General features: G+C 44.6%; 12 protein-coding genes, 1 tRNA gene and 1 pseudogene. 9 read left to right on the top strand and 5 right to left on the bottom strand.

Translation table 11 applies throughout. From position 1 onward, the window contains the following. Positions 1-5: 5 nt before the first annotated feature. The gene (locus Xhom_RS01820) at positions 6-779 is read right to left on the bottom strand and encodes an amino acid ABC transporter substrate-binding protein (RefSeq protein WP_069317154.1); all 774 of its coding nucleotides are present in this window, start codon (positions 777-779) and stop codon (positions 6-8) included. A gap of 333 nt (positions 780-1,112) precedes the next feature. On the opposite strand from Xhom_RS01820, the gene Xhom_RS01815 reads away from it, so the two are divergent. From Xhom_RS01815 to Xhom_RS01805, 3 genes are read left to right on the top strand one after another with little or no spacing between them, the layout of a single operon-like run. Further along, positions 1,113-1,610 (top strand): AzlC family ABC transporter permease, encoded by a 498-nt coding sequence (locus tag Xhom_RS01815; protein ID WP_145957423.1) that lies wholly within the window; start codon positions 1,113-1,115, stop codon positions 1,608-1,610. 3 nt (positions 1,611-1,613) lie between these two features. After that, positions 1,614-1,817: a hypothetical protein gene (locus Xhom_RS01810; RefSeq protein WP_069317152.1), complete on the top strand. Its 204-nt coding sequence runs from the start codon at positions 1,614-1,616 to the stop codon at positions 1,815-1,817. Continuing rightward, on the top strand, positions 1,814-2,155 hold the full coding sequence (locus tag Xhom_RS01805) for a hypothetical protein (protein ID WP_069317151.1): 342 nt from the start codon (positions 1,814-1,816) through the stop codon (positions 2,153-2,155). The genes Xhom_RS01810 and Xhom_RS01805 overlap by 4 nt, the downstream gene beginning before the upstream one ends. Positions 2,156-2,375: 220 nt before the next feature. Here the strand turns inward: Xhom_RS01805 and Xhom_RS01800 are convergent, their stop codons facing one another. From Xhom_RS01800 to pepA, 3 genes are all read right to left on the bottom strand, one after another. Beyond that, the gene (locus Xhom_RS01800) at positions 2,376-5,273 is read right to left on the bottom strand and encodes a valine--tRNA ligase (RefSeq protein WP_069317150.1); all 2,898 of its coding nucleotides are present in this window, start codon (positions 5,271-5,273) and stop codon (positions 2,376-2,378) included. 13 nt (positions 5,274-5,286) lie between these two features. After that, on the bottom strand, positions 5,287-5,766 hold the full coding sequence (locus Xhom_RS01795; RefSeq protein WP_069317149.1) for a DNA polymerase III subunit chi: 480 nt from the start codon (positions 5,764-5,766) through the stop codon (positions 5,287-5,289). 146 nt (positions 5,767-5,912) lie between these two features. After that, positions 5,913-7,421, bottom strand: a complete 1,509-nt coding sequence (gene pepA, locus Xhom_RS01790; RefSeq protein ID WP_069317148.1) for a leucyl aminopeptidase — start codon at positions 7,419-7,421, stop codon at positions 5,913-5,915. 280 nt (positions 7,422-7,701) lie between these two features. Between pepA and lptF the strand changes: the two genes are divergently transcribed. The 4 genes from lptF to Xhom_RS01770 all read left to right on the top strand — a co-directional run bounded on the left by lptF (position 7,702) and on the right by Xhom_RS01770 (position 11,683). Beyond that, positions 7,702-8,802, top strand: coding sequence for an LPS export ABC transporter permease LptF (gene lptF / locus Xhom_RS01785; RefSeq protein WP_069317147.1), 1,101 nt, complete (start codon positions 7,702-7,704; stop codon positions 8,800-8,802). Beyond that, positions 8,802-9,881: an LPS export ABC transporter permease LptG gene (gene lptG, locus Xhom_RS01780; protein WP_069317146.1), complete on the top strand. Its 1,080-nt coding sequence runs from the start codon at positions 8,802-8,804 to the stop codon at positions 9,879-9,881. Before lptF ends, lptG begins: the two co-directional genes overlap by 1 nt. Before the next feature lie 141 nt (positions 9,882-10,022). Next, entirely contained in the window at positions 10,023-10,616 is a 594-nt protein-coding gene (locus tag Xhom_RS01775) for a hypothetical protein (protein ID WP_069317145.1), read from the top strand. 365 nt (positions 10,617-10,981) lie between these two features. Then, a complete protein-coding gene (locus Xhom_RS01770) occupies positions 10,982-11,683 on the top strand; it encodes a hypothetical protein (RefSeq protein ID WP_145957422.1) in 702 nt (233 codons plus the stop codon). A gap of 226 nt (positions 11,684-11,909) precedes the next feature. Here Xhom_RS01770 and ampH read toward each other — a convergent pair whose 3' ends face one another. Further along, positions 11,910-13,127, bottom strand: a complete 1,218-nt coding sequence (ampH, locus tag Xhom_RS01765; protein ID WP_069317143.1) for a D-alanyl-D-alanine-carboxypeptidase/endopeptidase AmpH — start codon at positions 13,125-13,127, stop codon at positions 11,910-11,912. A 381-nt stretch (positions 13,128-13,508) separates the two neighbouring features. Here ampH and Xhom_RS01760 point away from each other — a divergent pair. Both Xhom_RS01760 and Xhom_RS01755 read left to right on the top strand, forming a co-directional pair. Then, a tRNA-Leu gene (locus tag Xhom_RS01760) sits at positions 13,509-13,593 on the top strand. Positions 13,594-13,756: 163 nt separating this feature from the next. Then, a pseudogene (locus tag Xhom_RS01755) lies at positions 13,757-14,779 on the top strand (tyrosine-type recombinase/integrase); the annotation flags it as partial. Between the last annotated feature and the right edge of the window lie 93 nt (positions 14,780-14,872).

Below are 14,872 nucleotides of genomic sequence, written 5' to 3'. Positions count from 1 at the left end.
TTTGATTATTCAACTGTTCCCTCAGAAAAATATTTATCCCAAATGCGTTGATAAGTACCATCCGCTTTTATTTCAGTAATGGCTTTATCTACTGCGGCTTTTAATTCACTATCACTTTTACGTAGTAGTACGGCAGTTTTTGCAGCCTGAGTATCCGCAACAACAATTTTTACCGGGGCATCCGGGCGATGTTTTTTGTAATCAAGATAAGAAAGTTTATCGTTGATTGTTGCATCTGCACGACCTGTGTTTACCAATTCCACTTCTTGATTAAAACCATTAACGCCGATGATATCTGCACCATAATTTCTGGCAATCTGGGCAAAATTATTGGTCAGGGTATGTGCCGATTTTTTCCCTTTTAAGTCGCTGAATGTTTTTATATCGTTGTTATTGGTACGGGTAATCAGTACCGCTTCTGAAATCACATAAGGCAGGGAAAAGCTGTATTTTTTCTCGCGCTCTGGCGTAATCGCGATTTGGTTCATTACTGCATCGGAACGTCCTGCATCAAGGCCACCAATCAAACCATCCCATTTGCCTTCAACAAATTCAGGTTTTACTTTCATACGCAAAGCAATTTCACGGCCGATTTCCACATCGAAGCCAGTCAATTTCCCGGAAGCATCGTGATAACTGAATGGCGCATAAGCACCTTCTGTTCCGATTTTGAAGATGCCTGTAGATTGAATGTTATCGAGAGTGGATTGCGCATAAGCCAGATGGGTGAAACCCAATTGAACAATACCCGCCAATAATATATTGAGAACAATTTTCATTCTATTTCTCCGAGAGTAACTTATTGTTTTTAAAATTGTTACCACTATAACGAGAATATTAAAAGCCTTATATATAAAATAAAGTTATATCATATTGGCGTGTGACATATAATTTCACTAATTACTTATATTAAATAGGGTTTATTATTTGTTGGGTTATTTTAATCACAGGGAAGCTTTGTCAAAATTATTCTTAAAATGATTGCCATGATATATATCCTGCTATAACTTTGTTTTTTCATAATATAGCTCAATGATATGGCTATTCTTCCGTTATGAAATACAGCGATTTCTCCACTACTTTAAATACAACTCTAAATATAGGTACTAAGTGTGAATCCATTCTTTAAGAAAGGCATGATGCATTCTTTGCCTGTCTGTATCTCTTTTTTCCTTATTTTTGCTTCGATTGGGGCGCTTTATCAAAGCCACGGTGTTCCATTGGCAGAAACGTTGGTCGGGTCATTATTGATACATGCTGCGCCATTGCAGGTTGCTGCGGTAGGTTATCTGGCTGATGGGGCGGTATTCTCTGTTATCATCTTGGCATTGTTGATTAATTTCCGCTTTTTCCTGATGGCAATGGTAATGTCACAGTATTTTCATGGTATCCCAAAGCGAAATATTTTGTTGTCGATGTTAGGATTCAGTGCCAGCACTTATACAGTGACGCATTCACATATCTGTGCAGAAAATATCACCGATGGTAAATCTCAATTTCATTTTTATCTGGGTGTTGCCATACCCTGTTTTGTGATTACATTTTGTGCCACGCTGTTAGGGTATATTTCGGCAGAACATCTGAATTATGGTTCCTTTTCTCTGTTTTGAGGCATGTTGGTTCCCATTCATTTTGCCTCCTTGACTGCCAAACGTTCGGGCAAAGATATGTCCGTGTTGGCAGCAGTAATGGGCGGGTTGTGCGCACCGGTATTGAATGAAGTGAGTATGAAATTAATGGATCTGGCAATCCCTATTTTGTGTGGGATTGGACTTGCACTTATTGAGCGAAAACTCAGAAAGGATAAAACATCATGATGCTGCTGATCGTATTGATGGGATTGATAAGTTTTGTATTAAGGGCTACGCCATTCCTGATGAATAATAATCGGTTTTTCAAGGGGCAAAGCTTGCTAATTACTTCGCTGGATTATGCCATTTGTTTTATTCTGGGAACCATTATCGTCAATATTTCATTGAATAATTTATCCCTGATTGAGCTGATTGAGCAATTTGAGATTAAATATGTACTCGCGCTGGTCACAGTGGTACTGGCTTATTTTATCAGCAAATATACGCACTCAATATTAAAAAGTCTGATGTTTTCATTGGTTTTTTTTATATTAGTGCAATTTATGTTATTACAATTTGCATGAGTGTAATAGTGATAGAGTTAAAAGAGATGCTAAATGAAAAAGCCACTGCCATTTAAATGGCAGTGGCTTTTTATATATACCCGTCGTCTTTCAAGTTGCAGCTTTGTTGGCTACGCTCACCCACCCCAGTCACATAGTGGCCTATGCTTCTGGAGATTCGTTCTCTTGCCGTCACGCTGCACTTTGAAATCCATTGGGTATAAATTTCAATCGAGAAATATTACAGCGCAGCGATAGTCTCTTTCTGCGCCAATAATTTCTCTTTTGCGGTATTGTTGGTTGCCAGACGTTCACGCTCTTTTGCAACGACGGATTCCGGCGCACGGCTGACAAAGCCTTCGTTAGCCAGTTTGCCTTCAATGCTGGTGATCTCTTTATCCAGCTTCTCGATTTCTTTATCCAGACGTGCCAGTTCTGCGTCTTTATCTACCAAACCCGCCATTGGGATCAGCACTTCTGCCCCGTTGATCAGTTTGGTCACAGAAACGGGAGCTTCTTCTCCTGCTGCCAATACGGTCACCGATGCAAGACGGCCCATCGCCTGAATGAAGTTGAGGTTTTCCGCAACACGGCGTTGTGCATCGTCATTGGCATCGCGCAGCAGAACTTCCAGCGGTTTGCTCGGTGCGATATTCATTTCGGCACGGATATTACGTATTGCAATGATAGCTTCCTTGATCCATTCCAGATCGTTCAGAGCCAGTTCATCAATTTTTGCCTGATCGAATTCAGGGAAAGATTGCAGCATGATGGTATCCGCATCGATACCTTTGACCACTTTTACCCGCTGCCAGATGGTTTCGGTGATGAATGGAATGATTGGGTGTGCCAGACGCAACAGGCCTTCCAGTACTTCAATCAGAGTATGACGAGCTGCACGGACTTCCGCTTCTGAGCCTTTGTTGATAGCTGGCTTTGACAGTTCCAGATACCAGTCACAGAATTGGTTCCATGTGAATTCGTACAGAATACTGGCGGCGATGTCGAAACGGTAAGTATCCAGTGCTTCACGGTAGGTTTTCACCGTTTGGTTGAATTCAGCCAGGATCCAGCGATCGGCCAGTGACAGTGACATTTCGCCACCGTTTTGGCCGCAATCCTGCCCTTCGGTGTTCATCAGCACGAAACGGCTGGCATTCCACAGTTTGTTACAGAAGTTGCGATAACCTTGCAGACGCTTCATGTCCCAGTTGATATCACGACCGGTAGAAGCCAGTGCTGCCAGTGTGAAACGCAGGGCGTCAGTACCGTGGGCTTCAATGCCTTCCGGGAACTGTTTTTCAGTGCGCTTGCGGATTTTTTCAGCCAGTTGTGGCTGCATCATATTGCCGGTACGTTTTTCCAGCAGTGTTTCCAAAGAAATACCGTCGATCATATCCAGTGGGTCGATAACGTTACCTTTGGATTTCGACATCTTCTGACCTTCGTCATCGCGGATCAGGCCGGTCATGTAGACTGTCTTGAATGGCACTTGTGGCTTGCCGTTTTCATCTTTGATGAAGTGCATGGTCATCATGATCATGCGGGCAATCCAGAAGAAGATAATGTCGAAGCCACTGACCAGCACATTGGTTGGATGGAAGGTTTTCAGTGCGTCGGTCTGCTCAGGCCAGCCGAGAGTAGAGAATGTCCACAGACCAGAGGAGAACCAGGTATCCAGTACGTCTTCGTCTTGGGTCAGGGCGATATCTGCACCCAGATTGTTTTCGCGGCGGACTTCTTCTTCATCGCGACCAACATAGACGTTGCCTTCGGCATCGTACCATGCAGGAATGCGGTGACCCCACCACAATTGACGGGAGATACACCAATCCTGGATATCACGCATCCAAGAGTAGTACATGTTTTCGTACTGTTTTGGTACGAACTGAATATCGCCGCTCTCAACCGCGTCAATTGCTACTTTTGCCAGTGGTGCGGTACGGACGTACCATTGGTCGGTCAGCATTGGTTCGATAACCACACCGCCACGGTCGCCGTAAGGAACGGTCAGGTCATGAGGTTTGATCTCAACCAACAGACCTTGTTTTTCGAACTCTGCTACCATCGTTTTACGAGCAGCAAAACGCTCCATGCCACGGTATTCAGCAGGAATGTCAGTCGAATAAACATCAGAAACTTCGCCATTAGTATCGAACACTTCTGCGGCTTCGCGGATATCACCGTCGAAGGTCAGAATGTTGATCATTGGCAGGCTGTGGCGCTTACCGACTTCATAGTCATTGAAATCGTGAGCTGGGGTGATTTTCACACAGCCAGTGCCTTTTTCCATGTCCGCGTGCTCATCGCCGATGATAGGAATGCGACGGTTTACCAGCGGCAGAAGGATCTCTTTGCCAATGAGATCCTTATAACGTGGATCTTCCGGGTTAACGGCAACGCCGGTATCTCCCAGCATGGTTTCCGGGCGGGTGGTGGCAACAATCAGGTAATCTTTGCCTTCAGCCGTTTTTGCGCCGTCAGCCAGTGGGTAGCGCAGGTGCCACATGGAACCTTTCACTTCACGGTTTTCAACTTCCAGATCAGAAATTGCAGTGCGCAGTTTGGGATCCCAATTAACCAGACGTTTGCCCCGATAAATCAGATCTTCTTGGTACAGGCGAACGAAGGCTTCTTTTACCGCTTTGGACAGACCCTCATCCATAGTGAAGCGCTCACGCTCCCAATCGACGGAGTTACCCAGACGGCGCATCTGGTTAGAGATATTGCCACCCGATTCCGCTTTCCATTGCCAAATTTTGTCGATAAAGGCTTCACGGCCATAATCGTGGCGGGTTTTACCTTCTTCGGCCGCGATTTTGCGCTCAACAACCATTTGTGTTGCGATGCCTGCGTGGTCAGTACCTGCCTGCCACAGCGTGTTTTTGCCCTGCATACGCTGATAACGCACCATAGTGTCCATGATAGTCTGCTGGAATGCGTGTCCCATGTGCAGGCTACCAGTGACGTTTGGTGGCGGGATGACGATGCAGAAACTTTCACGGTTGGTATCGCCATTAGGTTTGAAATAACCGCTTTTTTCCCAGTGGTTATAAAGAGGTTGCTCTATCTCTGTCGGGTTGTATGTTTTATCGAGAGATGGCTCAGATTGCGTTTGATTAGCGGGTGTCTTTTCCATTTTATCTTGATATTTAATAGATTGGCGGGTTTGCCATGGTCAAATTAAAGCCAACGCTACGATAGGATTTATATCGTTCGCGAGCTAACTGTTTCAGATTTTCATCAATAGGGACGAAGTCTATCACTTCATAGAAAGCCGTGGCAAAGTCTGCAAAGTGAGGAAGCAATGTGATGAGAATATCGCGCGGTGCATTGCTTCTTTTTTGCGGCCAGCATAATTCTACGGGAGCGCCATAGCGAGGGCCTTCTCCGGCAAGATTGTGTGGCACAAATTGACTTGGTTCTCGCTGCCATAATGCTTCGTCCAGTTTTTCGGCCTGTTGCTGACTTTCACAAGCAATCAGAACCCGCTTCCCTGCACGCCATTGGTCAGCAGAAAGCTGACATGCCAGCCATTCATGTGGCTGTAAATCATCAGAAAATGATGATTGCTCTGAGAGCTGCTTTTCCAATAAAAGCTTTTCCAATAAATAGAAGGTGGCGTTTTTCATAGTTTCTTGGTTACAAGATTACGGGGAAACAGTGACGGAAAAGGGTATTGCGATTGCAATACCCTTAATTCCATTTATTCCCTCAATACCTTTGTACACATTTTTATAAAATAAAAGGTTATAAATAAAAATGTGCGGCAGGGGCATTAATCATCAGTGTTCAGACCTGAACGATTTAACAGGAATTGTGACAGCAGCGCAACCGGACGACCTGTTGCGCCTTTCGCTTTACCTGAACGCCATGCTGTACCTGCAACATCCAGGTGGGCCCAATTGTATTTGGCTGCAAAGCGAGACAGGAAAGCCCCTGCGGTAATTGCACCACCAGAACGGCCGCACGAGTTTACCATATCCGCAAAATTGGACTCTAACTGCTCGGTATATTCGTCACCTAAAGGCAGACGCCATGCACGATCCCCGGCTTGCTCTGAAGCGTTCAGCAGTTCATGAGCCAGTGGATTATGGTTGGACATCAGGCCAGTGTAGTGACCGCCGAGAGCGACAACACAAGCACCTGTCAGGGTGGCGACATCAATGACCAGTTCCGGTTCAAAACGCTCAACATAGGTCAGCGCATCACACAGTACCAGACGGCCTTCCGCATCCGTATTTGTCACTTCAACGGTCTGGCCGGACATGGTGGTCAAAATATCGCCCGGACGGTAAGCGCGTCCACCTGGCATGTTTTCACACCCTGCGAGGACTCCGATGACATTGATTGGCAATTGCAGCTCGGCGACAACACGCATCACGCCATAAACCGAAGCGGCACCGCACATATCATATTTCATCTCATCCATGCCTTCGGATGGCTTGATGGAGATACCGCCGGAGTCAAACGTCAGACCTTTGCCCACTAATACGATAGGCTTCGCATTGGTGTCGCGGCTGCCTTTATATTCCATGACTGCCATTAAGGATTCATTTTGTGAACCCTGGCCGACTGCCAGATAGGAATTCATGCCCAGCTCTTTCATCTGCTCTTCGCCAATGACTTTGGTGGTCAGATTGGCGGCGCTGTCAGCAAGCTGGCGAGCTTGTGATGCTAAGTATGCAGCATTACAGATATTGGGTGGCATATTGGCCAGATCTTTTGTCGCCTTGATACCTGATGCAATGGCAAGACCGTGCTGAATGGCGCGCTCACCGCTGGGTAATTCGCGGCGGGTTGGTACATTGAACACCATTTTGCGCAGTGGGCGACGAAGCTCATTTTTGCTGCTTTTGAGCTGGTCAAAAACATACAGTGACTCTTTGGCTGTTTCGACCGCTTGGCGTACTTTCCAGTAATTATTGCGTCCCTTCACATGCAATTCGGTCAAGAAACAAACGGCTTCCATTGAGCCAGTTTCGTTGAGGGTATTGATCGTCTTCTGGATAATTTGCTTATACTGACGTTCATCCAGTTCACGCTCTTTTCCGCAGCCAACCAGTAAGATACGTTCAGAGAGCACATTGGGAACATGATGTAGCAATAGGGTTTGACCCACTTTGCCTTCAAGTTCACCACGGCGTAATAACGCACTGATATAACCATTACTGATTTTGTCGAGTTGCTCTGCGATAGGGGAAAGACGGCGAGGTTCAAACACGCCGACAATAATACAGGCACTGCGTTGTTTTTCCGGGCTACCGCTCTTTACACTAAACTCCATGAGTTCTCCTGAATCTTAAAGACAAAGACGGATACAATCGTTAAAATATCACGTTCCGCATTAATTCATCCCAAAGAAAGTTAACTGTTATGTTAAGCTAAGCACATTATTTTTTAGTACTTAGCTAACGATAAGTGTGTTCTAATTGGGAACCAATATATGGGATGCTTTGGTATCATTTTAGCGATGGGGAAGCCAAACTGATGCATATAAATGGTAGATATACGACGAAGTTAGCGACTTTCCTGCAAAAAGACAAGTTTTCACAGGCGTAATAAGCGTGATCATCATTAGATATCTAGTACGGGAAACCCTGAAAAGCCAAATCGCAATACTTTTCATCTTATTGCTGATCTTTTTCAGCCAGAAATTGGTTGAGGTATTGGGCGCGGCAGTGGAAGGGAATATTCCCGCAAATTTGGTTTTATCTTTGTTAGGATTAGGTGTGCCAGACATGGCGCAACTTATTTTACCCCTGAGTTTATTTCTCGGGGTATTAATGACATTCAGCAAACTCTATACCGAAAGTGAAATCACCGTCATGCATGCCTGTGGGTTGGGCAAAGGTGTGTTGGTAAAATCGGCCATGATTCTGGCACTGCTGACATCCATTCTGGCGGCTGCCAACGTTATCTGGTTCACACCGTGGTCTTCTAAATACCAAGCACAAGTATTGGCGGATGCAAAGGCGAATCCAAGCCTTGCGGCGCTGATGGAAGGGCAGTTCAAGTCTTCCAGCGATAGCAGTATGGTGCTGTATGTCGGTGACGTCAAAGGCAATAGTTTTGAGAATGTATTCCTTGCTCAACTCCGCCCGGCAAATGATCAGCGTCCGTCTGTGGTGATAGCCGACGGTGGTCATATGGAAGAATTGCCTAATGGCAACCAGATTGCGGTACTTCATGAAGGGACGCGTTATGAAGGCACTGCAATGTTGCGTGACTTCCGTATCACTGATTTTAAGAACTATCAGGCAGTGATTGGGCATCAGTCTGCCAACATTGATAATGGTAAAGTTGAACAAAAATCGATAACTCAGCTTTGGCACGAGAATGATTTCGACTCCCGTGCTGAGTTCCACTGGCGCCTGACATTGATTGTGTCGGTCTTGACCATGGCATTGATGGTAGTTCCGCTAAGTGTTGTGAACCCTCGTCAGGGGCGCATACTCAGTATGTTGCCGGCCATGTTGCTCTATCTGATTTTCTTCTTGTTGCAAAGTTCCCTGCGTTCCAACGGAGGCCGGGGCAAGCTCGATCCGATGTTATGGATGTGGCTGGTCAATGGTGCGTATTTCGCGTTGGCGCTGTTCCTCAATGTGTGGGATACCGTCCCAATGCGTAAATTGCGTTCACGCTTTAAGACTCAAGGAGCGGCCTGATGTTTGGTGTATTGGATCGCTATATTGGGCGAACTATCCTGCAAACCATCCTGATGACGTTGTTCATGCTGGTATCACTTTCCGGCATCATCAAATTTGTCGATCAGCTCCGTAAGGTCGGGCAGGGCGAATATACTGCATTTTCTGCGGGTATTTATACATTGCTGAGTGTTCCCAAAGATATCCAAATATTCTTTCCAATGGCCGCCTTGCTTGGGGCGTTATTGGGGTTGGGGGCATTGGCAACACGCAGCGAGCTGGTGGTTATGCAGGCTTCTGGTTTTACCCGCCTGCAAGTGGCTGGCTCAGTGATGAAAACAGCAATCCCGCTGGTGCTGCTGACAATGGTTATTGGTGAATGGGTAGCACCACAGGGGGAGCAACTTGCCCGTAATTACCGTTCCCAGAAGATGTATGGTGGCTCGCTGATGTCCACCGCCAAAGGGCTTTGGGCAAAAGATGGTTATGATTTTGTTTATATTCAGAGCGTCGGTAAGGATAACAGCCTGAACGGTGTCAATATTTATCATTTTGATACCAACAAAAAACTGCTGTCAGTGAGATACGCAACTTCCGCAGTGTATGATAATGATAATAAATTATGGAAATTATCTCAGGTTGAAGAATCTGACTTAACCCAAATTGGACGTATCACGGGTTCGCAACGTATCTCTGCTGACTGGGCCAGTCGGCTGACACCGGAAAAATTGGGTGTTGTTGCCCTTGATCCTGAAGCTCTCTCCATCCGCGGCTTGCATCAATACATCACTTACCTGGCGCAAAGCCAACAGGATGCCGGACGTTACCAGCTCAATATGTGGAAAAAGGTCTTTGCGCCTTTATCTGTGGCGGTGATGATGCTGATGGCACTTTCCTTTATCTTCGGGCCGTTACGTAGCGTACCGATGGGATTCAGGGTCGTTGTGGGTATCAGCATGGGCTTCGTTTTCTATGTCTTGAACGAGATATTCGGCCCGCTCAGTCTGGTTTACAGCATACCACCGATATTGGGGGCGCTGCTGCCAAGTCTGTTGTTCTTTGGTGTGAGTATTTACTTACTTTTGAATAAGAAGACGTAACAGACTGATATTCCACTAGGCTTATTTTATATCGCCCTTGCTTTTATCGCAGGGGCGATTTTTTTCTTAGATTCACTCTGTATTAGGTGTATTTTTAGCCCATCTTGCTTGTATTCTTAATTGAAACAGAAGGTGAATAGCATGAGAGATCTAAAATATTACCCAGAGGGTTTTTATACTTTTGAAGATAAATATCGTGGTATCAAACGGTTGAATGTCTATGGACATAGTGGATATTACGAAAACGGTTTTATGCTGTGTCTTGACGTCAATGGGCACAATATTGGCAAAACCCCACAGGGGTTATTTGAAATACTGTACCCTCTAAAATTGAAAAGATTTCGTTACCTGCGTTTATTACTGTGTAATTCTGCGAGTGGTGATGAAAATTCTTTTGCCTGCCATTTTTCGAAGCTGTGTCCGCATACCTACGTAGAAGGTTATATCGGTAATGTCAGGACGAGGCGGATAGTTTATGACCCTGCTGGAAAGCAATTTAATACAGATACTGACCCTCATAATCCCCGCGTTATGAATAGTCTTTTCCAAATAGGGTTCGTCCGCAAAGTCCATTCTTTTGGTTATCCCCAAGAATTTACAGATAGATTTCGGCACTCAGTTAACACATTACGTCGTAACATAGACACTTACGAACCTCTAGATCCCGATACTCCTCATGAATCCGTTTGGTATTACGGCGGAACCAAGATAACGGATAACAGCCAAATTCCTTGAAATAATATTTATTAAAATCATCTTTTTATAAAGATCAGGCTCTGATGAGTTTGGTTTATGGCATGGCCCTAATATTGAGAACGCTTTTGCCAAGTTTTTGTAGTGAGTGTCTATTTACTTTTGTATGGAGTTCGCCTTAATTCCAGGTGTAAATTAGTTTATTTGTGTTACTAATTGATTATCATAGAATGTAATCGCTTTTTGACAGCACTCATGTTTTGAACTGATTAGCCACCAGTTTTTATTTTATCCATTCCTACTTGTTGAAATTTTTTGAGTGTCATTGATATGCCAATATTCAATGTATCCCGAGGAAATTAAAATAATTATTGTTTTTGGGTTTAGCTAAGATGGAAGCTTTTATCATGAAATATCTTAAATTTTTTTCGGAAGGGTTTCATGTTTTTGAAGATGTATGTAGTGGAGCATCTAAAGAGCCGCGTTTGAGTGTATCGGGTCACGGCATAGCCGGAGGATCACTAGCTAATTTAGAATCCAGAACCCTGAATCCAGAAGCCAGAATCCATGGTTTGTCAGGGGTCCAATTCATTGAGCCAGAAAAATTACTAGCTATTTTAAATAGATACTTTAAGCATGATATGCCTAAATATCGTCATATTCGTTTGTTATTTTGCTATTCAGCAGATAGGGATAGATGGGGAAGTTCTTTTGCGGCAAATTTTTCCCGATTATTGCCTAATCCTGAGAGAGTGATCGTGGAGGCTTATCAGGGGGTAATTCATATGAATACCGTTGACTATCAAAAAAGAACTAATTCTTTTGAAGACCTCTCAGAGCTAGATTGGAGCAGCTCTTCTGCTAATTATAATGACCCTAAAAGAATATTAACGTCTGATTATGACATAGATGTTGTAAATCAGTTTCTGTTCAACTCTATGACTGAACACAGTGAAGCACCAAATATGAAGAAGGCTTTTTGGAATTCAGTCGAGGAGTTTGAAGATTTTTTTGAAACGTGCAACCCGGTTCAGATGCGGGATATTCTTGCTTCCCGAGTATTCTTTCGTAATGGAAGATCTAGCAAAAATATAACCGATTTCCTTTAGCATAATAAATGATTTCTGGTTTTTCTGAAGTAATTGGTGAAAAAATTAGGGAGTATGGGAGGCGTTTACACAAATTTGGAACCTGTATATAAATTTATGTAATTAACTGTTTTTATTATATTTAATTTATTAACATTAAAATATGTGGCAAACTATTTATTTCAACCAGACTGAGTTTCACATCAGCAAAGCTCAGTCTGTTGTTTGATTGTCAAAAATACACTGACTAAATTTGATTCTGGTTATGTGCCAGTGCAGCAACTAAGTCATTCACTCCAGTCGTCACACTGCTAAATTTGCTTTTTTCCTTACGTGTCATCACCACAAACACGCCGATATTGCGTTCAGGGATCATCGCCATATAAGTATTGAACCCGCCACCACCACCGGTTTTCTGATAAATACCGGGAATATTGTCTTTAGCATCCATATATACCCAGCCTAGGCCGATACCATTTGCCAGACCTGCGACATCCATCCCTTTGATTGATGTCAGATCGGAACGCTTAAAGTAAATACCCTGTTCACGGCTGGCAGTCTGTTTTCTCAACTGATTGTGGGAAGATAAAAACTGCTGCATCCAAAGCTGCATATCGGTGGGAGTGGAATAGATTCCGCCACTGCCTGCGGCGGCAGTAGTGTGTACGCAAGGGCTGGGCTTAACCCCTGCCATCAAACGGGCGCATTGGGATGGCAGGGGCGTCAGCGTTGTATCCTTCATGCGGTAAGGCCGGGTGATCTCCTCTTGCAGCAAGCGGGTATATGGCTGCCCTGTGGCTTTGGACAACGCATCCGCCAATAAATCATAAGCCAGATTGGAATACGAAGCTGTCGTACCGGGTGCAGCATCCAGCCCTGAGGTTTTCAGCCAAGTCCAGCGATTGGATTGCGTAGGCCAAATAAATACGGGGCGCCCCCACTTTCCACCCGGCTGCTCTCGTGGTAGCCCGCTGGTATGGCTTGCCAAATGATATAACCGGATTGGCTGATTTTTGCCAAAATGAGGTACATTCACACCATAATAAGCATACTTTTGTAGTGGATCGGTGATCTTGATACGTTCCTTTTCAGCTAACTTTATCATTACTTCGCTGGTCATCAACTTGGTGATTGAAGCAATACGAATCAAAGAATCCTGACGTGGCCGAACCCCACTCCCCGGATAAGTCTCTCCAAAACTGCGATGTTCGACGCGATTATTATCAATAACCACCATCGCCATACCCAACGGCTCTCCTTCATCAAAGATTGACTGTGCATACTGATCGACCAGCGCGGTAGCCAATTTTTTGACCTTGCCATTACCTTCAAAAACTTTCCACTTTGCAGGTTGCGCATTGGATTGCTGAAACTTGTTCTGGTATGAATTACCGGAATCAGCACAAGCTGAAAGTGCCCATGACAGGGCAGAAACTACACAAAGTTTATAGAGCCGTTTTTTCATTTTTGGATTAACCAATCAGGAAGCAATCAGTGGGGAATAAGGTCATCATTTATTTTTCTTAAACAGTGCCATAATGGCACCGATAATGATACCTATCAGGACTCCTGCAAAAATCCAACTAATAATAGTCATGATAATTTACCTCGTAGCAGTGTTTTGTGTTGAATTATATAAGGAGTTTAAGGGTTGTCTATTAGTGAAGAAGGTTTATAAGAGGACTATGTGCGCTGGATTGAGCATGATTGGTTGAGTTTTGATCTGATTTGATGGGTAAGGTATAAATATGCGTATTTTTTCGGCACTTGAACAAAATTGAAAGGATAAGTGTTGCGAATGGTCTTCCGACAAGTATAATGAACCTCGTTCTCCGAACCCTTCAGTGCCGAAGTGGCGAAATCGGTAGACGCAGTTGATTCAAAATCAACCGCCTTCGGGTGTGCCGGTTCGAGTCCGGCCTTCGGCACCATTCGTTAGTTTTCTAACGTCTACCCAAGTCTACAAATTCCCTAAAAACCCCACTAAATCAACAATTCAATATCTAATAGTATCTCATAGCGTCCCTTGCAATCTATGGCATTTGGGGGAACAATTGGGGGAACATCCGGTTAGGTTAATTGAGGTGCCCCCAAATGAAGCTCAATGCTAGACAAGTAGAGACTGCAAAGCCAAAAGACAAAAAATATAGACTTGCTGACGGTGGCGGCTTGTATCTGGAGATTACCCCCAACGGCGGTAAGTATTGGCGTTTAAAATACAGACGCCCAAGAGATAGGAAAGAAGATCGCTTGGCTTTTGGCGTGTGGCCGACAGTAACCCTTGCGGAAGCTCGCGCAAAACGTGATGAAGCAAAGAAAGCATTAGCGGACGGGGTAGACCCCAAAGACATTCAAAAGGGGGCACAACTTGAAGCTGTGGGGGCATTTACTTTTGAGCACATTGCGCGTGAGTGGCACGATAAACAAAAGAACTGGAGCGACGATCACCGAGCAAGGGTACTACGTTACTTAGAGTTGTATATTTTCCCCCATATCGGAAAGCTCGACATTCGCAAGTTAAAGACCAGTCAGCTATTAGCCCCTATAACAGCGATCGATGAGGCGGGGAAAAATGACGTGGCGAAGCGACTACAGCAACGTGTTACTGCGATTATGCGCTATGCCGTGCAGAAAGATATTATTGACACTAATCCCGCTAATGATATGGCAGGCGCACTTTCTACTACTAAAGCTACCCATCATCCCGCCTTACTGCCCGCTCAGTTCCCTGAGTTTCTAGAACGTATTAAAGCGTTTAAAGGCCGCAATATCACCAGAATAGCTATTGAACTGGGTTTATTGACCTATGTCAGAGCCAGTGAATTACGCTTTGCTCGTTGGGATGAGTTTGATTTAGAACGGGCAGTGTGGGAGATCCCCGGTCAAAGGGAAAGTATCGACGGTGTGAAATTCTCTCATCGTGGCATGAAGATGAAAACGCCGCATATCGTACCACTCAGTAAGCAAGCTGTTTCGTTGCTGGTGGAACTGAAAGAGATCAGCGGCGATAACGAGCACCTTTTCCCCGGAGATAGAGACCCCAGTAAGGTCATGAGTGAGAATACGGTCAATAAAGCGCTTCGCACTATAGGATATGACACTACAAAGGAAGGTCATGTATTAAATAGTTAGTTGTTGTGATATGCTTCCCGCCTTTTAAGGGTAAAGCATGGCCAAAGCTGACGTCTATTGCCGTTATTGTCACAAATC

The sequence above is a fragment of the Xenorhabdus hominickii genome (assembly GCF_002632725.1).
Taxonomy (GTDB): Bacteria; Pseudomonadota; Gammaproteobacteria; order Enterobacterales; family Enterobacteriaceae; genus Xenorhabdus; species Xenorhabdus hominickii.
This window is presented reverse-complemented; position numbering and strand designations above follow the sequence as displayed.

Bases quoted from the DNA above. Each gene is read 5' to 3' on its own strand.
- Xhom_RS01820 (WP_069317154.1), bottom strand. From the start codon at position 779: ATGAAAATTGTTCTCAATATATTATTGGCGGGTATTGTTCAATTGGGT.
- Xhom_RS01810 (WP_069317152.1), top strand. From the start codon at position 1,614: ATGTTGGTTCCCATTCATTTTGCCTCCTTGACTGCCAAACGTTCGGGC.
- Xhom_RS01805 (WP_069317151.1), top strand. From the start codon at position 1,814: ATGATGCTGCTGATCGTATTGATGGGATTGATAAGTTTTGTATTAAGG.
- Xhom_RS01800 (WP_069317150.1), bottom strand. From the start codon at position 5,273: ATGGAAAAGACACCCGCTAATCAAACGCAATCTGAGCCATCTCTCGAT.
- Xhom_RS01795 (WP_069317149.1), bottom strand. From the start codon at position 5,766: ATGAAAAACGCCACCTTCTATTTATTGGAAAAGCTTTTATTGGAAAAG.
- pepA (WP_069317148.1), bottom strand. From the start codon at position 7,421: ATGGAGTTTAGTGTAAAGAGCGGTAGCCCGGAAAAACAACGCAGTGCC.
- lptG (WP_069317146.1), top strand. From the start codon at position 8,802: ATGTTTGGTGTATTGGATCGCTATATTGGGCGAACTATCCTGCAAACC.
- Xhom_RS01775 (WP_069317145.1), top strand. From the start codon at position 10,023: ATGAGAGATCTAAAATATTACCCAGAGGGTTTTTATACTTTTGAAGAT.
- Xhom_RS01770 (WP_145957422.1), top strand. From the start codon at position 10,982: ATGAAATATCTTAAATTTTTTTCGGAAGGGTTTCATGTTTTTGAAGAT.
- ampH (WP_069317143.1), bottom strand. From the start codon at position 13,127: ATGAAAAAACGGCTCTATAAACTTTGTGTAGTTTCTGCCCTGTCATGG.